General features: G+C 72.6%; 21 protein-coding genes. 5 read left to right on the top strand and 16 right to left on the bottom strand.

Going from position 1 to position 19742, the window contains the following annotated elements; translation table 11 throughout:
* Nucleotides 1–14: 14 nt before the first annotated feature.
* From ACQUS7_RS13490 to ACQUS7_RS13500, 3 genes are all read left to right on the top strand, one after another.
* Nucleotides 15–254 carry a hypothetical protein gene (locus tag ACQUS7_RS13490; protein WP_435124569.1) on the top strand — a complete coding sequence of 80 codons (240 nt, stop codon included), beginning with the start codon at nucleotides 15–17 and terminating at the stop codon, nucleotides 252–254.
* Between the two features lie 45 nt (nucleotides 255–299).
* A complete protein-coding gene (tmk, locus tag ACQUS7_RS13495) occupies nucleotides 300–890 on the top strand; it encodes a dTMP kinase (protein WP_435124566.1) in 591 nt (196 codons plus the stop codon).
* A 77-nt stretch (nucleotides 891–967) separates the two neighbouring features.
* Complete coding sequence (locus ACQUS7_RS13500) at nucleotides 968–1855, top strand: hypothetical protein (protein ID WP_435147693.1); 888 nt, start codon at nucleotides 968–970, stop codon at nucleotides 1853–1855.
* 5 nt (nucleotides 1856–1860) lie between these two features.
* On the opposite strand, the gene ACQUS7_RS13505 is transcribed toward ACQUS7_RS13500, so the two are convergent.
* Entirely contained in the window at nucleotides 1861–2175 is a 315-nt protein-coding gene (locus ACQUS7_RS13505; protein ID WP_435147695.1) for a hypothetical protein, read from the bottom strand.
* A 114-nt stretch (nucleotides 2176–2289) separates the two neighbouring features.
* On the opposite strand from ACQUS7_RS13505, the gene ACQUS7_RS13510 reads away from it, so the two are divergent.
* Nucleotides 2290–4869, top strand: a complete 2580-nt coding sequence (locus ACQUS7_RS13510) for a PAS domain S-box protein (protein ID WP_435147697.1) — start codon at nucleotides 2290–2292, stop codon at nucleotides 4867–4869.
* Nucleotides 4870–4946: 77 nt separating this feature from the next.
* Nucleotides 4947–5501, top strand: coding sequence for a peptidylprolyl isomerase (locus ACQUS7_RS13515; protein ID WP_435124555.1), 555 nt, complete (start codon nucleotides 4947–4949; stop codon nucleotides 5499–5501).
* Between the two features lie 190 nt (nucleotides 5502–5691).
* Here ACQUS7_RS13515 and ACQUS7_RS13520 read toward each other — a convergent pair whose 3' ends face one another.
* From ACQUS7_RS13520 to ACQUS7_RS13590, 15 genes are all read right to left on the bottom strand, one after another.
* Nucleotides 5692–6579, bottom strand: a complete 888-nt coding sequence (locus tag ACQUS7_RS13520) for an ABC transporter permease (protein WP_435124552.1) — start codon at nucleotides 6577–6579, stop codon at nucleotides 5692–5694.
* Complete coding sequence (locus tag ACQUS7_RS13525) at nucleotides 6576–7694, bottom strand: ATP-binding cassette domain-containing protein (RefSeq protein WP_435147700.1); 1119 nt, start codon at nucleotides 7692–7694, stop codon at nucleotides 6576–6578. The genes ACQUS7_RS13520 and ACQUS7_RS13525 overlap by 4 nt, the downstream gene beginning before the upstream one ends.
* 287 nt (nucleotides 7695–7981) lie before the next feature.
* Nucleotides 7982–8578 (bottom strand): anthranilate synthase component II, encoded by a 597-nt coding sequence (trpG, locus tag ACQUS7_RS13530; RefSeq protein ID WP_435147702.1) that lies wholly within the window; start codon nucleotides 8576–8578, stop codon nucleotides 7982–7984.
* The gene (trpE, locus tag ACQUS7_RS13535; RefSeq protein WP_435147704.1) at nucleotides 8575–10275 is read right to left on the bottom strand and encodes an anthranilate synthase component I; all 1701 of its coding nucleotides are present in this window, start codon (nucleotides 10273–10275) and stop codon (nucleotides 8575–8577) included. Before trpE ends, trpG begins: the two co-directional genes overlap by 4 nt.
* A complete protein-coding gene (locus ACQUS7_RS13540) occupies nucleotides 10272–10931 on the bottom strand; it encodes a phosphoribosylanthranilate isomerase (RefSeq protein WP_435147706.1) in 660 nt (219 codons plus the stop codon). The genes trpE and ACQUS7_RS13540 overlap by 4 nt, the downstream gene beginning before the upstream one ends.
* Complete coding sequence (gene trpD, locus ACQUS7_RS13545) at nucleotides 10928–11929, bottom strand: anthranilate phosphoribosyltransferase (RefSeq protein WP_435147708.1); 1002 nt, start codon at nucleotides 11927–11929, stop codon at nucleotides 10928–10930. Before trpD ends, ACQUS7_RS13540 begins: the two co-directional genes overlap by 4 nt.
* A 264-nt stretch (nucleotides 11930–12193) precedes the next feature.
* A complete protein-coding gene (locus tag ACQUS7_RS13550) occupies nucleotides 12194–12475 on the bottom strand; it encodes a ribbon-helix-helix protein, CopG family (protein WP_435147710.1) in 282 nt (93 codons plus the stop codon).
* Nucleotides 12476–12639: 164 nt separating this feature from the next.
* A complete protein-coding gene (locus ACQUS7_RS13555) occupies nucleotides 12640–13692 on the bottom strand; it encodes a hypothetical protein (protein WP_435147712.1) in 1053 nt (350 codons plus the stop codon).
* Nucleotides 13689–14918 (bottom strand): Glu/Leu/Phe/Val dehydrogenase dimerization domain-containing protein, encoded by a 1230-nt coding sequence (locus tag ACQUS7_RS13560; RefSeq protein WP_435147714.1) that lies wholly within the window; start codon nucleotides 14916–14918, stop codon nucleotides 13689–13691. Before ACQUS7_RS13560 ends, ACQUS7_RS13555 begins: the two co-directional genes overlap by 4 nt.
* Nucleotides 14911–15327, bottom strand: a complete 417-nt coding sequence (locus ACQUS7_RS13565) for a PadR family transcriptional regulator (protein WP_435147716.1) — start codon at nucleotides 15325–15327, stop codon at nucleotides 14911–14913. Before ACQUS7_RS13565 ends, ACQUS7_RS13560 begins: the two co-directional genes overlap by 8 nt.
* A 204-nt stretch (nucleotides 15328–15531) precedes the next feature.
* The gene (locus ACQUS7_RS13570; RefSeq protein WP_435147718.1) at nucleotides 15532–15732 is read right to left on the bottom strand and encodes a hypothetical protein; all 201 of its coding nucleotides are present in this window, start codon (nucleotides 15730–15732) and stop codon (nucleotides 15532–15534) included.
* A 269-nt stretch (nucleotides 15733–16001) separates the two neighbouring features.
* Nucleotides 16002–16175, bottom strand: coding sequence for a hypothetical protein (locus ACQUS7_RS13575; RefSeq protein ID WP_435124522.1), 174 nt, complete (start codon nucleotides 16173–16175; stop codon nucleotides 16002–16004).
* Nucleotides 16172–16486, bottom strand: a complete 315-nt coding sequence (locus tag ACQUS7_RS13580; RefSeq protein WP_435147720.1) for a hypothetical protein — start codon at nucleotides 16484–16486, stop codon at nucleotides 16172–16174. The genes ACQUS7_RS13575 and ACQUS7_RS13580 overlap by 4 nt, the downstream gene beginning before the upstream one ends.
* A 108-nt stretch (nucleotides 16487–16594) precedes the next feature.
* On the bottom strand, nucleotides 16595–18385 hold the full coding sequence (locus ACQUS7_RS13585; protein ID WP_435147722.1) for a cbb3-type cytochrome c oxidase subunit I: 1791 nt from the start codon (nucleotides 18383–18385) through the stop codon (nucleotides 16595–16597).
* A gap of 108 nt (nucleotides 18386–18493) precedes the next feature.
* The gene (locus ACQUS7_RS13590; RefSeq protein WP_435147724.1) at nucleotides 18494–19714 is read right to left on the bottom strand and encodes a hypothetical protein; all 1221 of its coding nucleotides are present in this window, start codon (nucleotides 19712–19714) and stop codon (nucleotides 18494–18496) included.
* Nucleotides 19715–19742: the final 28 nt, after the last annotated feature.

Raw genomic sequence — 19742 nt, forward strand, 5'->3', positions numbered from 1 at the left:
GAGAACGCCGGGGTATGACCGCATCCGCGCTCGCCGCACCGACCGTCGCTTCGCTCGCCGCTCCGCTCGCCGCCGCGCTCCTCCAGCTTCCCGAACCGCTCAACACGACGCTCGGGAAGGTGTTCCTCGCGCTCGTCGCCTTCCTCGCGGTGCTTCTGGTCGGCCGCATCGTCATGAAGGTCGCCTGGAAGCTCGCGCTCGTCGCCGCCCTCGTCGTCGGCGCGTTCCTGCTCGTCACGACCTACCTGCTGTGAACGGGACTCGCAAGCAGTAAACCGTCCGCGCGAAACCGCCATAGCATGCTCATCACGCTCGAAGGCCTCGACGGCAGCGGGAAGACGACGGCGTGGGAGGCGCTCCACGACGTCTACCCGGACGCCGTCTTCACCCGCGAGCCGACCGATTCGTGGTACGGCGATGCCGTGAACCGGTCGCTGAACGAGGACGACTCCGACCCGCTCGCCGAGCTGTTCCTGTACACCGCCGACCACGCCGACCACCTCTCGCGGGTCGTCCGGCCGGCGCTGGCGGACGACGAACTCGTGATTTCGGACCGCTACACGGACTCGCGGTACGCCTACCAGGCCGCGTCGCTGTCGGGGACCGACCTCCAGCGGCCGCTCGAGTACGTCCGCGGCATCCACCAGGCGTTCACGCGCGAACCGGACGCGACGCTGTTCTTCGAGGTCGACCCGGAGACCGCGGCGGCGCGCGCCGGCGCGACCAACAAGTTCGAGCACGCCGCGTTCCTCGCGCAGGTCGAATCGAACTACGAGCGGCTCGTCGACGCCGAGCCGGAGCGGTTCGTCCGCATCGACGCGACACGCTCACCGGAGGAGGTGCTCGACGCCGTCGAGGACGCCGTCGCCCGCCTCGTCGACGCCGACTGACCCGCATACCCGAGTTCCGCCGCCCGCGGCGACGCGGCGAACGGACGTTTATCACCGATGACGACCGACACACAGCCATGTCTCAGGGTGGCGTCGCGGCCGCGGTCGCCGTCGCGGTCCTCGTCGTCACGGCGGGGTGCGGCGCCGTCGGCGGCCCGGGCGGTTCCGGCGACGACGCCCGAACCGTGAATCCGGCGCTGCGCGAGACGCCGACCGCGACGGCGACGCCGACGCCGGGGCCGCCGCCGGGCGTCGGCCGCGGGAACGTCAGCGTCTGGGTGGTGACGAACGCCCACGAAGACGCTCTCGACGGCCGGAGCGTCACGGTGCGGTACCGCCGGACGGTGGTGGCGGCCAACGGGACCGCGCTGGCGACGGTGACGGAGACGCGGCGCCGCGACGGCGACGCGCTGCTGTACGAACTGCGGACCGGCGGCGCGAATCCGAACGCGGTCGCCGTGCCGTCGTGGAACGCCTCGGTGTGGACGAACGGGACGTGGACCGCCACGCGCCGCGTCTTCGGCGAGCGCGGCCCGCCCGGCGAGGACGGCAGCGGCGGCGCCGTGCGGTACGGCACCGTGGACGGCCGGCCGGCGTGGAGCGGGGTCGACGGCACCGGCGCGGACCTGCTCCGCGCGACGCTGGCGCCGCTGACGCTCGAGTACGCCGGGACGACCACCCGCGGCGGCGAACGGCTGTTCGTGCTCCGCGCGACCGACGCGTGGGCGGCGGACGGCTACCCGAGCGGCGTCTCGAACGTCTCGCTGGCCGCGTTCGTCACGGCCGACGGCGTCGTCCGGTCGTACCGCCTCCGCTACGACGCGGTCTACGGCGGGGTTCGGGCGACGTCGACGGCCCGGTTCCGCGTGACCGGCGTCGGGACGACGACGGTCGACCGGCCGGCGTGGGTGGCCGACGCCGTGGCTGCGGCGGCGAACGGCTCGCAGAACGTGACCGCCGACTGAACCGCTCAGTCCGCGGGTTCGGGGAGTTCGTACTCCTCCGGCGGCGGCACGTACAGCACGTCGATGGTGAACCCGAGCGCGAGCGGGACGCCGACCATGACCGCGAGCAGCAGCGGCGCGCTCGTGAACACCGGCGGAATCACCATCCCGGAGACGATGGTCAGGAACACGAGCACCAGCGGCGTAATCATGAACGAGTACGCCACCCAGCCCCACCGGGTGTTCAGCCGGATGCGGAAGAACCGTGCGAGCACCGCGGCGACCAGCGTGTGAACCGCGACGGCGACCACGAGCAGCCCGAACGCGAGGAGCGACGCCATACCGGACGGTCGGGCCGCGGCGCCTTTCACGTTGTCGGGTAGCGCGGCGGAGGCGGTGGCCGTGCGGCGGGAACGGCGAAAACCTTGATTGGGCTCTCTCCTGTGTCTCGCCGCATGACAGTTCGGGGGCGCGTCAGTCGGCTGTTCGGTCCGTGGGTCGTGAGCGCCCTCGGCGTGGCGCTGCTCGGCGTCCCGCTGTACGACATGTACGAGGACGCCTACGTGCCGCCGCAGAAGTCGCTGCACTCCACCGTCGTCGAGAACAGCGTGCTGATACTGCTCGCGCTCTGTATCGTCGCGGCCGGCGTCTGGCTGGCCCGGCAGCCGTGGAGCGACGACCGGAAGCGCAGCGTCGTCCGCTGGACGGTCGCCGGCGCCGCCGCGGTCGGCCTCGTGTTCGGCTGGATTCTCGGCGTCCAGTACTTCGCCCAGCACGACCTGAAGCCGGTCATCATCGCGATGGACGCCGTCGTCGTCGGGTCGCTGGCGACGTTCGGCGTCGGCGTCTACCACAGCCGCGAGCAGCAGCGCCGCGAGGAGCTCGCCGAGAGCGAGCAGCGCTACCGGTCGCTCATCGAGGACGTCCTCGACTCCCAGGAGGTCGCCCAGCTCATCGTCGGCGACGACGGCCGCGTCGTCTGGGCGAACGCCGCCATCGAGGAGTACTTCGGGCTTGACCGCGACGCCGTCGTCGGCCGCGACCGGCTGGACCTGCTCGGCGAGCGCGCCGACCTGTTCACGGTTCCCGGCGACGGCGACATCGGGCGCCTGCTTCGGGACGCCTACGACGAGGACGAGGTCTGCGAGTTCGAGTTCCGGATGGACCCCGGCGTCCGCGGCGACGCCGGCGGCGACGCGGTCGCCGACGGCGGCGTCGACCTCGCGGACGCGCCGTCGGACGCCAAGTGGTTCGAACACTGGAGCAAACCCATCGAGACCGGGCTGTACGCCGGCGGCCGCGTGGAGCGGTACGTCGACATCACCGACCAGAAGCGGCGGGAACGGGAGCTGGAGCGCCGCGAGTCGATGCTGCGGGAGCTGTACGACGTCATCTCCGCGAAGGACCGCGAGTTCGACTGGAAGGTCAGGGAGCTGCTCGAAATCGGCGAGCGGCTGCTCGACACCGAGGTGTCGGCGTTCGCCACCGTCGACGGCGACGACTTCCGGTTCGAGGTGGTGCGCGCCGGCGGCGACGTCGACGAGGACGCCGTGTTGCCGCTCGCGGAGACGCACTGCGCCGAGACGGTCGCCGCCGACGGCGCGATGCGGTTCGACGCGCCGGCGAAACTCTCCGAACACGACGGCGGCGACATCGAGTCGTACCTCGGCGCGCCCGTGACGGTCAGCGGCGAGCTGTACGGCACCGTCTGCTTCATCGCGCCCGGCGAGCGCCGCGACTTCGAGAACTGGGAGCTGACGATGGTGGAGCTGATGGCGAGCTGGCTCGGCTACGAGCTGGAGCGCCGGCAGCGCGAACAGCAGCGGGAGGCGGAGCTGCGCGAGCAGCGCAGCGTCTACACGTCCGTCGTCGAGGCCGTCACGGAGTACGCCATCTTCACGCTCGACGAGGACGGCCGCGTCACGAGCTGGAACGAGGGCGCGCGCCGCCTCAAGGGCTACGACGAGGAGGAGGTGCTCGGCGAGCACCTGTCGACGTTCTACCCGCCCGAGTACCGCGAACAGGGCCGCGCGGAGACGCTGCTGGAGACGGCCGCCGAGAACGGCCACGCCGAAGACGAGGGGTGGCGGGTCCGGAAGGACGGCTCGCGGTTCTGGGCGAACGTCGACCTGACCGCGCGGTACGACGACGACGGCGACCTCGTCGGCTACACGAAAATCACGCGCGACATGACCGAGCGCCGCGAACGCGAACAGGCGCTCACCGAGCAGCGCGAACAACTCGAGTTCATGAACCGCATCCTGCGGCACAACCTCCTGAACGGGCTGAACGTCGTGAACGCCCGCGCCGACATCCTCGGCGGCCACGTCGACGACGACTACGAGGAGCACCTCGACACCGTGACCCAGCGCGTCGACGACATGGCGGACCTCATCGAGACGATGCGGTCGTTCGTCGAGACCGTCGTGGAGGGCGACGAGCGCGAACTCGAAGCGGTCGGCCTCCGCGACGTGCTCGCGTCAGAGGTCGAAAAGACCCGGACCGGCTACGACGACGTCGACGTGTCGTTCGACGAGCCGCCGGACGTCGCGGTGCTGGCGGACGACCTGCTCGGCGAGGTGTTCGAGAACGTCCTGACGAACGCCGTCGTCCACAACGACGCCGACGTCGCCGAAATCGACGTCTCCGTCGACGTCGACCCGGAGACGGTCCGGGTCCACGTCGCCGACAACGGCCCCGGCATCCCGGACGACGAGAAACGCGAGGTCGTCGAGAAGGGCGTGAAGGGGCTGCAGAGCCCCGGCAGCGGCTTCGGCCTCTACCTCGTGAAGGAGCTGCTGGAGGCGTACGGCGGCGACGTCGACATCGCCGACAACGACCCGCGCGGCACCGTCGTGACCGTGACGCTCCGGCGCGCCGACGAGGAGCCGACGGAGGAGTCGGAAGACGGCTCGGCCGCCGGCGGCAGCCCCGACGCGGACGCGGATGCGGACCCGGACGGCGACGGCGACCCCGACGCGGCCGGCGAGTCCACCGCGGGCTCCGCACCCGAATCCGGGGCCGAGTCGGCCTGAGCGGCGTTCGAGGCGGCGGGGCGGCGGCGGCGACGCGGACGGAACGACTTTTCCGCGTCGGCCGCCGAGACGGAGCCATGAGTGACGACCTGCCGACGGCGACGCTGCACACGAACCACGGCGACATCACCGTGGAGCTGTACGCCGACCGCGCGCCCCGCACCGTCGAGAACTTCATCGGCCTCGCGGAGGGCGCCGACGACTACGAGAACACGGAGGTCGCGCCCGGGACCGGCGCCTGGGAGGACCCCGACTCCGGCGAGAAGCGCATCGACCCGCTGTACAGCGACGTCGAGTTCCACCGCATCATCAGCGACTTCATGATTCAGGGCGGCGACCCGACCGGCACCGGCCGCGGCGGCCCCGGCTACGAGTTCGACGACGAGTTCCACGACGAACTCCGCCACGACGACGCCGGCGTACTCAGCATGGCGAACTCCGGCCCGGACACGAACGGCTCGCAGTTCTTCATCACGCTCGGCGCCCAGCCGCACCTCGACGACCGCCACGCGGTGTTCGGGAAGGTCGTCGACGGCATGGACGTCGTCGAGGAAATCGGCTCCGTCCCGACGGGCCGCAACGACGAGCCCCGCGACGAGGTCGTCCTCGAATCCGTCGACGTCGACCGGTAACCAAGGACGCGACGCCGACGTCGACTCGGCGACTCAGCAGCGACTCGGCCACTGGGCGACCCGGCGACCCGACGGCGGACGGCCGGCGGCGAGCACGGCCGCGACTCGGCGCTGTTCTTCGGACCCGCAGCGAAGCCAGCGGCGGCGCCGGGACGCCTCGACGCGGAACGAATCGCGCGCCGCGCCGCGGTCAGCGCGCCTCGGCGCTGGTGGCGCGGGCCATGAAGTAGACGGCGACGCCGCCGAGCGCGAGGTCGAGCGCGCCGAGGACGGCGACCGCGGGGACGAGCGTGTTCCAGACGCCGCCGAACGCCGTGACGTCGATGACGGTCATGACGTCCTGCCCGAACATCAGGGCGCGGGCGGCGTCGACGCCGTACGTGATGGGGTTGAGCGCGGCGACGGTCTGCACCCAGCCGGGGAGAATCTCCAGCGGCAGGAACGCGCTGGAGAGGAACAGCAGCGGGAACTGGAGGATGTTCACCGAAATCATCGTGGACTCCTGGTCGCGCGTGACGAGCGCCATGATGTTCGAGAACGCCGTGAACCAGACGGCGAACAGGATGCCGACGAGGACGATGCCGACGCCGCCGAGGAGGCCGGTGGCGACGTACTCGCCGGGGTTGCCGCCGGTGTCGAACCACAGCAGCACGTAGCCGAACGTCAGGATGATGCAGATCTGGACGACGATGCGGAGCACCTCCGAGAGCGACTTGCCGAGGAAGACGGCGCCGCGGTGCATCGGCGAGACGAGCGCCTTCTCGAACATCCCGGACTCGATGTCCTCGACGAGGCCGATACCGGAGGTGGTGGCGGCGATGAGCGACACCTGAATCGCGATGGCGGGGACGAGGTAGGTGACGTAGCTGACGTCCGCGCCGAGGCTCTGCCCGATGGCGCCGCCCGTGATCTGCCCGAACACCTCGGTGAACAGCACGAGGAACATGACAGGGTTCAGCAGCGAGAACGTCATCACGAACGGGTTCCGGACGGTCTTGAGAATCCACCGGCGGAGGTTCACCCAGGTGTCCGTCAGGAACCCGTTCCCCGCCGACTTCCGCCCGCGTTCGGCGCTCATCGGGACACCTCCGTCTCCGCTGCGTCGCGGTCGGCGTCAGCGGTATCGGTGCCGGCGGTACCGGTGTCGGCGGCGCCGTCAGTGGCCGCGTCCCGGGCCGCGTCGCGGTCGGAGGTGCCGCCGGCGTCCGAATCCGCGTCGTCCGCGTCGGCGTCCGGGTCGGCGTCGTACTCCTCGCCGGTCACCGCGAGGAACACGTCGTCCAGCGTCGGGCTTCGGACGTTGAAGCCGACGATGGTGAGGCCGGCGTCCCGGAGCGCGACGAGCAGGTCGGTGCCGTGTCGCCGCGCCTCCGAGGACGTGACGAGGACGCCGGTATCGGTCGGTTCGACGGCCTCAGGGCCGTCGACGAGCCGCGAGTCGACGGCGATGTCGCGGGCGCGTTCGACGTGCTCGTCGGTCGGGTCGTCGAGTTCGACTTCGAGCACGTCGCCGCCGACGCGGGACTTGAGTTCGGCCGGCGAGCCGGTGACGGCGATTTCGCCGTCCCTGATGACGGCGATGCGTTCACAGAGCTGGTCGGCCTCCTCGAGGTACTGGGTCGTGAGGAAGATGGTGGTGCCGCGGTCGTTGATGCGCTCGAAGTAGTCCCACAGCCGGTTCCGGGCCTTCGGGTCGAGCCCGGTGGTCGGCTCGTCGAGGAACACGATCGGGGGCTCGTGGACGAGCGCGGTCGCGACGTCGAGCCGCTTTTTCATGCCGCCGGAGAAGTCCTTCGCCTGCTTGTCGGCGACGTCCGCGAGGTCGACGAGCGCGAGCAGGTCGTCGATGCGGTCGCCGCGTTCGCTGCGGGGGACGCCGTAGGCGCCGCAGGCGTACTGGACGTTTTCGCGCGCCGTGAGTTCGGGGTCGATGCTGGTCTCCTGGGCCATGTAGCCGATGGATTCGCGGACCTTCCGCGGCTCCGACTCCACGTCGAAGCCGTTGACGGCGACGCTGCCGCTCGTCGGCTTCAACAGCGTCGTCAGCATCTTGATGGTCGTCGTCTTCCCGGCGCCGTTCGCACCGAGAAACCCGAAGAACTCGCCCTCCGGGATGTCGAACGAGACGTCCGTGACGGCCTCCGTCCCGTCGGAGTACGTCAGTTCGAGGTGCTGTGCGTCGATTGCGTTCACGGTCGCCGGAACGACACTCGGACACCTAAACCTTTTGAATGAACGTTCAATCAGCACGCCGTCCGGCGATTATCCACCGACGCGTCCACCGTCGATCCCGGTACCGCGGCGGCGACCGGGACGACGGTCCCGGAGGCGACCGCGACCGCGACGACGCCGATGAGACCGCGACTGCAGCAACCAGAGAGACGATGACCGCAGCAGCGACGACGGCGGAAGGAACCGCAGTTACTGGTGGCGAAGAGAACAGCGGAAGAACCGGGCGGGCGGCGGGCGACGGCCGCGGCTCAGACGCACTCGACGAGGAAGTTCCGGATGACGTCGTGGCCGACGGCGGTCAGCACGGACTCGGGGTGGAACTGGACGGCCTCGATCGGGTGCTCGCGGTGGCGGACGCCCATCACGAGTTCGGTGCCGTCGTGGTCGGTGGTCGCGGTCACGTCGAAGCAGTCCGGCACCGCGGTGGCGACGAGCGAGTGGTACCGGCCGGCCTGAAACCCCTGCTCCAGGCCGGTGTAGACGCCGCGGCCGTCGTGTTCGACCGGGTACGCCTTCCCGTGAATCGGCTCGGGTGCGTGGCCGACGTCGCCGCCGTACTCGTAGACGGCGGCCTCCAGTCCGAGGCAGACGCCGAGCGTCGGGACGTCCGGCGAGAGTTCGCGCAACACCGGCATCGTGACGCCGACGTCGCGGTCGTTCCGCGGGTGGCCGGGGCCGGGGCTGACGAGGATTGCGTCCGGGTCGGTCGCGGCGACGTCGTCGAGCGACGCCGCGTTCTTCAGCACCGAGACGGTCGGCGCGCCGTCGTCGAGCCGGAGGTCGGAGACGTACTCGACGAGGTTGTAGGTGAACGAGTCGTAGTTGTCGACGACGGTGACGTTCATCCGTCCACCTCCGGGTCGCCGCCGTCGGTCGCGGCGTCGCCGGCGAGCGACTCCGCGTCGACGGCGACGCGGTCGACCGCGTCGAGCACGCCGCCCATCTTCTGTTCGGTCTCGGCGTACTCGCTCGCCGGGTCCGAGTCCGCGACGATGCCGGCGCCGGCCTGCACCGTGAGTTCGTCGCGGACGGCCGCGTCCTCGCGGGCCGCGTCGTCGGCGGCGGCGTCTCCGCCGGCCGCGACGTCGACGCCGTGGTCGACCGTCGCGGTCCGGATGACGATGGCGAAGTCGGCGTCGCCGCTCCACGAGTAGTAGCCGACGCCGCCGCCGTAGACGCCGCGCGGCGACAGCTCCAGGTCGTCGATTATCTCCATGGCGCGGACCTTCGGCGCGCCGGTGAGCGTCCCGGCGGGGAACGTCGCGCGCGTCGCGTCGAAGGCGTCGGCGTCCGCGGCGAGCGTCCCGGTCACCGTGGACTCGATGTGCTGGACGTGGCTGTACTTCAGGACGTTCATGAACTCCTCGACGCGGACGGAGCCGGCCTCGGAGACGCGGCGGACGTCGTTGCGCGCGAGGTCGACCAGCATCGTGTGCTCGGCGCGCTCCTTCCCGTCGGCCAGCATCTCGCCGGCGAGCCGGCGGTCCTCGACCGGCGACGCGCCGCGCGGGCAGGTGCCGGCGATGGGGTTCGAGACGACCCGGTCGCCCTGCACCGACACCAGCGTCTCCGGCGACGCGCCGACGACCGACCGGTCGCCGTGCCGCAGCAGATACATGTACGGCGAGGGGTTGACGTCGCGCAGCGACTCGTACAGCGCGAGGTCGTCCACGTCGCCCTCGACGGTCCGGGTCCGCGAAATCACGCCCTGGTAGATGTCGCCGTCGAGGACGTGCGACTTCGCCTCCCGGACCGCCGCCTCGTACTCCGGTTGCGGGCCGGCGGTCTCGGCGGTCCGCCGGATGCCGTCCGGGTCGGGCGGCGACGCCGACGCGAGCGTCCCCGCGACGTCTGCGGCCTCCGCGGCGAGTTCGTCGTAGACGGCGCCGGCGTCGGCGTCCGGCGCGACGACCGGCGTACACACCAGCGTCACCGTCCCCTCCCGGTCGTCGAACGCGACGGTCTTCGTGGTGAGGACGAACTCGGCGTCGGGCACCACCGGGTCGGGCCGGTCGACGCCGACCTCCTCCAGCCAGAGGTCGTAGACGGCGTCGTACGCGAGGAAGCCGACGAGGCCGCCGTCGAGGAACTGCCGGTCGGCGTCCGGGAAGCCGACGCGCTCGACGTCCGGGAGCGCGGCGCGTACGCGGTCGACCACGTCGCCGTCCGCGACGTCGACGTAGTCCGCGGCGGGGCCGAGCCGTTCGACCTCGGTGCGGTCCGGGTGGACCGTCACGACCGCCTCGGGGTCGTAGCCGACGAACGAGAACCGGGCGTGGCGGTCCGCGCCGGTGTCGGCGTCGCCGGCGTCGCGGCCGCCGTCCGTGGACGCCGAGAAGGCGCCGGCGGGGTCGCTGGAGGCGACTTTCTCGGCGCTCTCCAGCAGGAACGAGTGCGTCGAGCGGTCGGCGAGCGCGGCGTAGGCGGTGAGCGGCGCGACGTCGACGTCGAGGTCGGCGGTGAGGTGGGCGACCGCGGCGCCGTCGGCGTCGTCGACGAGCGCGACGAACTCCTCGCGGTCGGGGCGCAATGACGGCGTCACTCGTACACCTCCTCGGCCTCGCCGAGCGACCGGCCGGCGTTCCGGACGAACCGGGCGACAGCGGTGTGGTCTTTCACGCCGCCGTCGCGCTCGACGCCGGTGGCGACGTCGACGGCGAACGGCTCGACGGCCTCCGCAGCGCTCGCGACGTTCTCCGGGGTGAGGCCGCCGGCGAGCACGACCGGCGAGACGAGGTCGCGCGCGAGGTCAGCGGTCGCCGCCCAGTCGTGCGTCTCGCCGGTGCCGCCGGCGCCGGATTCGTCGGTGGAGTCGACGAGGATGGTGTCGGCGGCCTCGTCGAGTTCGTGTGCCCGGTCGGGGTCGTCGGCGTCGACCACCGGGACGACCTTCGTGTCCGTCTCGGCGCGCAGGTAGCCGATGTCGGTCTCGTCGACGTCGCCGTGAATCTGCACCACGTCGGGCGTGACGAGCCGGACGGCGTCGACGGCCTCCCCGACGGAGTCCGGCATCGTCACGAGCGTCGTCGTCAGGAACGGCGGCGCCGCGGCGGTCAGGGTCGCGGCGTTCGACAGCGACACCTCCCGCGGCGAGTCGACCGGGACGTCCGCGATGACGCCGACCGCGTCGGCGCCGGCGTCGGCGACCGCGCGGAGGTCGGTCTGGTTCGTGACGCCGCAGATCTTGACGCGCGTCATGCCTCCCGCATCGCGTCGAACGTCTCGGCGGCGTCGCCGTCGTCGATGGCGGCGGCGGCGCGCTCGACGCCCTCGGCGATGCTGTCGGCCTCGCCGGCGACGTAGACGGCGGCGCCGGCGTTCGCGAGGATGACGTCGCGTTTCGGCCCGATGACGTCGCCGCGGACGATGCCTTCGAGGTCCTCGGCGTTCTCCTCGGGCGTCCCGCCGGCGATGGCCGAGACGGGCGCCTGCTCCAGCCCGAGGTCGTCGGGGGTGAGCGTGAACTCGGTGACGTCGTCGCCGTCGACCTCCGCGGCCGTGGTCGGGCCGTGCAGCGCGATTTCGTCGGCGCCGTCGCCGTGGACGACGAGCGCGTGCTCGACCGGCATGTGCGTGAGCGCCTCGGCGATGACCGGGACGAGGTCGGGGTCGTAGACGCCGAGCACCTGCGCGTCGGCGCCCGCCGGGTTCGTCAGCGGCCCGAGGACGTTGAACAGCGTCCGCATCCCGAGTTCCTTCCGCGGGCCGATGACGGCCTTCATCGCGGGGTGGAACACCGGCGCGAGCATGAAGCCGATGCCGTCGCGCTCGATGGCCGCCTCGACCGCCGGCGGTTCGGCGTCGACCTCGACGCCGGCGACCTCGAGGACGTCCGCGCTCCCGGACGAGGAAGAGACGGAGTAGTTGCCGTGTTTCGCGACCGTGACGCCGGCGCCGGCCGCGACGATGGCGGACGTCGTGGAGACGTTGATGGTGTTGTAGTCGTCGCCGCCGGTGCCGCAGGTGTCGACGAGCGGGTCGCGGTCCGGGTCGATGGTGCGGGCCGCCTCGCGCATCCCCTGGGCGAACCCCGCGATTTCGGCCTCGGTTTCGCCTTTCGCGCGGAGCGCCGCGAGCAGCGCGCCGATCTGTGCCTCGGTCGCGTCCTCGAAGACGAGCGTCGACGCCTCCCGCGCCTCCGCGACGCTCAGGTCCTCGCCGTCCGTCACCCGCCGGATGTAGTCTTGTATCGTCATGAGTGGAACACTGGTAGACGAGTTCGTCGTACGATGTACAAGTGTGTTCATCAACTTAACCCTGTCGCGACCGTGCGGATCCGTGCCAGTCGGACGGCGGCACCAGGTCGAAAATTGGTGGAGTCGCCGGCGACGACGCCGGAACGAGCCCCGCCGTCCGGTTCGGTCGGCGAGGGACGCACCGCGTCCCGCCGGTCAGCGACAGGGGAACCGGTTTGGGAAAGTCGCATCGGCGCCCGAGTCGGGACGCACGCAGCCGTGGCGTCACCGGCCGGAGTCGAAGCCCGCATCGGCGTCGATGCCGGCGTCGGCGTCCGTGCCCGTGTCGGCTCCGGCGGTCGTGTCCGCGTCCGCGCGGGTCCTCGCGTCGCCGTCGCGTTCGCGCGCGAGGAGCAGCCGTATCGCCGCTCGGATGGCGGCCGCCCGGTTCGGGTAGACGCCGTCGTCGACCAGCGCCTGGAGCGCCTCGGTCGTGGACCGAGGGAGCCTGACCGTGACGCGGTCGACACAGGGCTCGTCAGATTCGGGGGGAACGTCGACAGACATGTGAAACCAGCCCGCTGCTGAGCGGGCGCGGACTTCTCTACAGCGGCTGCGAGGGTAAATACCCGCCTCAAGGTGGAAGTAATCAAACCCCGGAAGCGGCCGGCGGACGTCGCCCGAAACCGTGACCGTGCCGCGGTTCTCGCCACCGGTTTCCGTTCCGGTGGCTACGTCCCGTCGGCCGCGTCGCCGGCGGCGTCGCGTTCGAGGATGACGCCGCTGGCGCCGACGGCGACGTCGAGGCCGTCGGAGACGGCGACGTCGAGGAGGTTCTGCTCGGTCATCGTCGCCTGCGGCCGCCAGCCGACGACGGGCGCCCGCTCGTAGATTCGGCCGTCGTCGGCCGCGACGGTGAGGTCGTCGCCGGCGGCGTCGACGGCGTTCAGGTCCGCCTCGCCGACGCGCACCGGCGTCCAGTTGTCGCGGCCGCGGTCGTAGCGGTGCGCGAGGCCGTCGCCGCCGACGACGAACAGTCGGCCGTCGGTGCCGACGACGTCCGCGAAGTCCGTCTGCGCGCCGTCGACGCCGATTTCGACCCAGTCGTCGCGCCGCGCGTACGCCTTCCCGTTCGTGTCGATGGCGTACGCGACCGCCGCGTCGCCGCCGCGGCCGCCGGAGTCGTCGGAGGCGCCGGAGACGTCGGCGCCGCCGGGGCCGTACGTGACCGCGTAGATGGAGGAGCCGCCGCCGGCTTTCACGACGTCGCGCCACTCCGGGGCGTCGTCGTCGCCGATTTCGGCCTCCAGGAGTTCGCCGGAGCCGTTCGCCGCGACGACGCGCTCGTCGCCGCGGACGCCCGCGACGGCGACGTCCTCCCACGTCGACGTCTTCTCGCCGGGCGCGGAGTAGTCGATGGTTCGGCCCTCGACGAGGTCGTACGCGCCGAGTGCGCCCGAACTCCCGGCGAACCAGACGCGCCGCCCGTCGTCCGTCACGTCCATCCCGAACAGGGTGTCCCGCTTCGCGTTCACGCCGGCGTCGAGCACGACGACCCACTCGCCGCGGTGCCTGAACAGCACCTGCCCGTCGCCGCCGGACACCATCGGCCCCTCGGCGGTGACCACAACGCCGTACAGCGTCTCCTCCGTCGGCGACTCCACGCGCCGCCAGTCCCCGTCGAAGTCGGCGTACTCCTCGCGCCAGTCCGGCGGGTCGGCGTCGCCACCGGCGGCGTCTGCGGTTCCGGCTGCGGGTCCGTCTGCGTCGCCTGCGGCGGTCATCGGGCGCCTCCGCGGGCCTGCCGCGCGGCGGCGACCCGTTCGAGCGCGAGCGCGCCGGCCGCCTCGCGGTACCGGAGGTCGTCCGCCTCGGCGCGGGCGTGGACGGCGTCGAAGGCGGTCCGCAGCCGCTCGTCGAGCTCGTCGACGACGCGCTCGCGCGACCAGTAGTTCCGGGTGCGGTTCTGCACCCACTCGAAGTAGGAGACGGTGACGCCGCCGCTGTTCGCGAGCACGTCCGGGACGACCGCGACGCCGCGCTCGGCGAGCACGTCGTCGGCGTCGGGCGTCGTCGGTCCGTTCGCGCCCTCGACGACGACGTCCGCGCGGACCGCCTCGGCGACGTCGTCGGTGATGACGCCGCCGAGCGCCGCCGGAATCAGGACGTCGACGTCCAGCCGCAGCAGGTCGGCGTTGCTGATGCGGTCGGCGTCGTGGTCCGTGACGGCGGTCGGCCGCTCGGCGAAACTCGGGACGGCGTGCGCGTCGAGCCCGTGCGGGTCGAAGACGCCGCCGCCGGCGTCCGAGACGGCGACGACATCCGCGCCCCAGTCGTCGAGGAGCCGCGCGGCGTTCGCGCCGACCGCGCCGTACCCCTGCACGGCGATCCGGGCGCCGTCGACGGAGCGGCCGCGTTCGCGGAGCGCGTGCCGGGTCGCGAGCGCGGTCGACCGGCCGGGTGCGCTCGCGCGGCCCTCCGAGCCGCCGGCGACCGGCGGCTTCCCGGTGACGACGGCCGGCTCGTACGGGTCGGCGTACTGGTCCGCGAACCAGCCCATCTCGCGGGCCGTCGTCCCGACGTCGGGCGCCGGGACGTCGCGGTCCGGGCCGACGACCGGCGTGAAGGCGTCGGCGACGGCGCGGGTGAGCCGCTCGGACTCGGCGGCCGAGAGCCCCTCGGCGTCGACGGCGACGCCGCCTTTGCCGCCGCCGAACGGGACGCCGGCGATGGCGCACTTCCACGTCATCCACGTCGCCAGCCCGACGCACTCGCCGCGGTCCACCGCGGGGTGGAACCGGATGCCGCCCTTGTACGGGCCGCGAGCGTCGTCGTGCTGCGCGCGGAACGCCGGCAGGTGCTCGATTCGGCCGTCGTCGCGCTCCAGCGGCACCGTCGTCTCGAACACCCGGTCCGGGCGGCGCAGGCCGCGCAGCACCGCCGGGTCGACGTCGACGTGGCGGGCCGCCCGGTCGAGCCGTCGACGCGCCGCGCCGGCGGCGTCACTCATCGGTCTCCTCCGGCGGGTTCGCGGCGCCGACGGTTCCGCCGGCCGCCTCCTCGGCGCCGGCGGCGAGCAGGCACTCGGCCTCCCACTGGTGGTGAGCGGCGAGCGCGCGCCGGCCGTCGTCGGTGACGCTGTACGCGTTCGTCCGGCCGTCCACGGGGCGCTTGTCGACGAGGCCGGCGTCGACCAGTTCGCCGAGGTTCTGGTACAGCCGGCCGTGGTTGATGGCGTCGTCGTAGTGCGCCTCCAGCGCCGCCTTGAGGTCGAGGCCGTGCGGTCGTTCGCCGTCGAGGCGGGCGACGCCGCGGAGGAGGTTCCGCTTGAAGCCGGTCATGTCGGTGAGCGGCGCCGGGTCAAGGCGCTCCTCGCGGGGCGAGACGTCGATGGGCGTGCGGGTGTCGTGGGTGTCCATGGATGGAGGGGCGGGACGGCGGCGGGTCGCCGTCGAAGCCGCGGCCGGGGGTCGAACCCGGCGTCGGGCCTGCGTACCCGGCGCGGCGTCGCGGAGCACGGCGGGAAGGCGCGGGAGGGGCGAAGCGGATAGCGCGGAGCGGACGGAGGGCGGAGCGGACGGAGGGCGGAGCGGATGGCGTGGAGCGGACGAGCGGCGGGTGCGTCAGCGGGGGTCACCGACGAGCGCGGCCGCGAACGTCGCCGCCGCGAATACGCCGGCGTCGAAGCCGGCTCCCCAGAGCGCTGCGGCGGCGGCGACTGCGGCCAGCCCGGACGCGCCGGCCACGCCGGCGGCGACGACCAGCGCGGCGCGAGCGGCGCGTGGGTTCGACGTCGGTGGGGATGGAGCGGGGTGTCGAGTCACGGCGAGTCGGTCAGAGGCGGTGAGCGGGCGGAGCGACGGAACGGCGGAGCGGCGGGGTGGCGAGGTGGTGGAGCGGCGGGGCGGCGGGACAGCGATGTGGTGGAGCGGTGGAACGCTCCACGCGGATAGACAACCGGAGGGGAAAAAGCGGTTCAGAATCCCGCTTCTGCCGCCTTTCGAGCAGTACGGTCGGCGGCGGCCGACGTCTGCCGCCGGCGTCCGAGCGCGTCACGGCGACGCGGGCCGTGGCCCGTCAGCCACCGACGGAGTCATCGGAGCGTCAGCGGGTCGTGGTGCAGGCTGTACGCGGCGCCGACGCCGGCGACCACGAGGAACGCGCCGCGCACCGACGCAGGGACGCGTCCGACGACCGTCAGTCCGACCGCGGCGGCGAGCGTCACGCCGGCGACCGCGGCCGCGACCCGGCGCCTGTACGCCCTCATCGGTCGTCGCTCCCCGGATTCGACGCGTCACCGCGACGAGCCGCGTCGCCGCGGTCGCCGAAGTCGGGCGCGGCGCCGTACAGCCCCGCGAGGGCGACGCCGAACCGTGTCGCGTCGCGCTCGTCGAGGACGGCGACTCGCTCGGCGGCGTCGTCGCGGCATCGGTACAGTTCCCGACGGCCGTCGCGGCGGACGACGGCGACGAGTGACTCCGCGGCCGGCGTGCCGTCTGTCGCGTCGGCGGCGTCCCCGACTCCGTCGAGCGTGAATCGTCGGCCGACGCCGGGGACCGTGGTGGAGGTGAACGTCATGGAGGGCTCTCGTCCGTCCGTTCGGCCCGGCGGCCGGTCGGCGTCCGGATTTCGCGAGTGTCCCGGGGACGCCGACGGCGACACCCCGGCGCCGTCCGCGGTGGCCGGTCATCGACGTGAGTCGCCGTCGCCGGTGTCCTCGTCGGTGTCGTCGCTGTCGTCGGCGGAGCGGTCGGCGTTCTCCGGCGTCGACGTGGTCGGATGCGTCGCCCGCGGCGGCTCGGCGGCGGCGTCGTCGTCCGTGGCGTCGGCCGCGGCGTCGGCCCGCGCCCGTCGTCGTTCGGCGAACCACGCCCACTCGCGGCTGTACTGGCCGTGCTCCGCGAGGTCCCACGGGTCGGCGCTCGTCACCGGGTCGCCCGCGACGGCCGACCGAAGCACGTTCCACAGCCACAGGAGCTGGGCGACTCCGAGGACGAACGCGAACACGGTGACGAGCTGGTGCAGCGGCGCGAACCGCGGGAGGTACGTCGCGTACCGGCGCGGCCCGCCCATGGCGCCGACGACGAACATGGCGTCGAAGGCGACGAACACGCCGACCGACGTCGTCCAGAAGTGGAGTTTCGCGAGCCCGCGGTCGTACCAGCGGCCGGTGAGCAGCGGGAACCAGTAGTACGACGCGGCGAAGGCGGCGTACACCGTGACGCCGACGAGCAGCAGGTGGAAGTGGCCGACGACGACGTAGGTGTCGTGGTAGAGTCGGTCGACGGGGACGGCGGCGAGCAGGACGCCGGAGACGCCGCCGAGCACGAAGAAGAAGACGGCGCCGACGCAGAACAGCATCGGCGCGGTGAGCCGAATCCGGCCGTTCCACATCGTCGCGATCCAGTTGAACGTCTTCACCGCGGACGGGACGGCGATGGCGAGCGACACCGCCATGAACGATGCCTGCAGCCGCGGGTCGATACCGGTCGCGAACATGTGGTGCGCCCAGACGCCGAACGACAGCACGCCGATGGCCAGCGTCGAGTAGACCACGAACGTGAACCCGAACAGCTTCCGCCCCGAAAACCGCGGAATCAGGGTGCTCAGCACGCCCATCGCCGGCAGCACGAGGATGTAGACTTCGGGGTGGCCGAAGAACCAGAACAGGTGCTGCCACAGAATCGGTCCGCCGCCGCCGACGGCGAAGAACGTCGTCCCGAAGTTCCGGTCGAGCAGCAGCATCAGCAGCGACGACCCGAGCATCGGGAACGCGAACAGCGCGATGCCGGCGGTGGTCAACATCGTCCACGAGAAGATGTCGAGGCTCGCCCACGGCACGTCGTCGCCGCGCTCCTCGACGACGGTGACGACGAAGTTGATGGCGGCGGCGACGGTGGAGACGCCCGAGAGGTGGATGCCGAGCAGGAGCAGGTCGACCTCGACGTTCGGCATCCGGACGCTCAGCGGCGGGTAGAGCGTCCAGCCGACCGCCGGCGGGTGGAATGCCGTGTCGGGCGCGACGACCGCGCCGGCCAACTCGGCAATCAGGCCGGCGCGCATCAGCAGCGCCGCGGGCGGCAGCAGCCAGAAGGCGACGGCGTTCACCCGCGGGAACGCCATGTCGTCGGCGCCGACGAGCGGCGGGACGACGACGTTCGCGAACCCGAACAGCGCCGGTGTCGCGAACAGGAACAGCATCGTGAGGCCGTGCGTCGTGAACAGCGCGTTGTACGTGGCGGCGCCCCAGACGTCGGCCTGCGGCGTCACCAGTTCGGCGCGGAGCAGCATCGCGTCGAGCGCGCCCCACAGCCCCATCGTCGCCGCGAACGCGAGGTACAGCACGCCGATGTCGCGGTGGTGCAGCGTCGTCAGCCACCGCGTCGGGTTCGACGGCACCGCGTCTGGCGCGTAGTGGTACGCGTCCCGGGCGGCGCGCCGGGCGCGCTCGACCAGCCGCTCCGCCCGACTGCTCATATCCGGGCCACGGCGGACGGCCACTTCACGGCTCGCAATCCGTGAACCGCCCACCCGGCCGGTGTTCAGCCGTCGGCGACCGGCAATCCGCAGCCAGCCCCGCGGCGACTACTCGGCTCGGACGAACCGGACGTACAGCCAGAGGCCGGCGGCGCCGACCAGCGACGCGAGTCCGAACGCGGCGAGGGGGCTGGCGCCGTACAGGACGCCGGCGGCGAACGCGGCCGGGACGGCGGCGCCGCGCCGAACCAGCCGGGAGGCGCGGAGCGCGTCGCGCACGGATTCGTCGTCGCCGAGCGCGGCGCGGAGCCGGCCCGCGAAGAGCGCGTCGCGCGCGGGCCGGCCGACGAACCGGGCGCCGTAGGCGGTGAACAGCGCGAGCAGCAGCGGCGGGTTCGACGGAGCGAGCACGAGCGCGGCGGGGAACGCCGCGGTCGCGGCGGCGCCGGCGGCGACGACCGGGACGGTGCCGGCGGCGCGGACGAGCCGCGACCCGAACGCGAGCGATGCGAGCGCCGCGGTCGTCTCGGCGGCGACGAGGACGCCGAAGAAGGCCGTCGGCGGCACGTCGACCAGCGGCGTCGCGAGGCCGACCGCGTGGTACTCGACGACGACGATGACGAGGAACGCGGACACCATCCCTTCGGCGGCGGCGACGAGGCCGCCGGCGGCGACGCCGCGCCACAGCGGGACGGTGAGGTCGTCGAGCGCGGCGCGGACCCCGCCGAGTTCGGGGCGCGGCCGGTCGACGGCGGGAGTCTCGACGTCGCCGGAGCCGCCGAGCACCGCGAGCGCGACCGTGGCCGTCGCGCCGAGCGCGGCGACGACCGCGGCGTAAACGCTGAACGCCGTGACGAACGGCGACACCGCGGTGAACAGCGCGGCCGTCGGCGCCAGCACGGCGAGCAGCCCGGCCTGCTTCAGCGCGCCGACCTCGGTGAGCGTCTCGGTGACCCGGGCGTGTTCCGCGTCGACGAGGGCGTCGTCGAACAGCGCGCCGGGGCCGTGGGTGCCCCAGGTGCGGGCGAGCAGCGACCCGGCGGTCGCGACGACGACCCCGGAGACGCCGAGTACCGCGCCTGCCGCCCCGGCGAACAGCCAGAGGAACGCGCCGAGCGTCGCGGCACAGCCTGCCGCGAGCAGCGCCGCGACCGAGTCGACGCCGCGGCGCTCCGCCGACAGCGACGGCACCGCCTCGACGAGCAGCGCGAGCGCCGCGTAGCCGCCGAGGGAGGCGGCGGAGGCGCCGAGCAGATTCAGGTACTGCGGGACGTACAGCTCCGCGACCCGGACGGCGACCGTGAACAGCAGCGTCAGTCCGCCGAGCACCGTGACGGCGGGCGAGCGGTCGCGAAAA

It is taken from the genome of Halobaculum sp. P14 (genome assembly GCF_051195155.1).
In the GTDB taxonomy this organism is placed as follows: domain Archaea; phylum Halobacteriota; class Halobacteria; order Halobacteriales; family Haloferacaceae; genus JBNTKA01.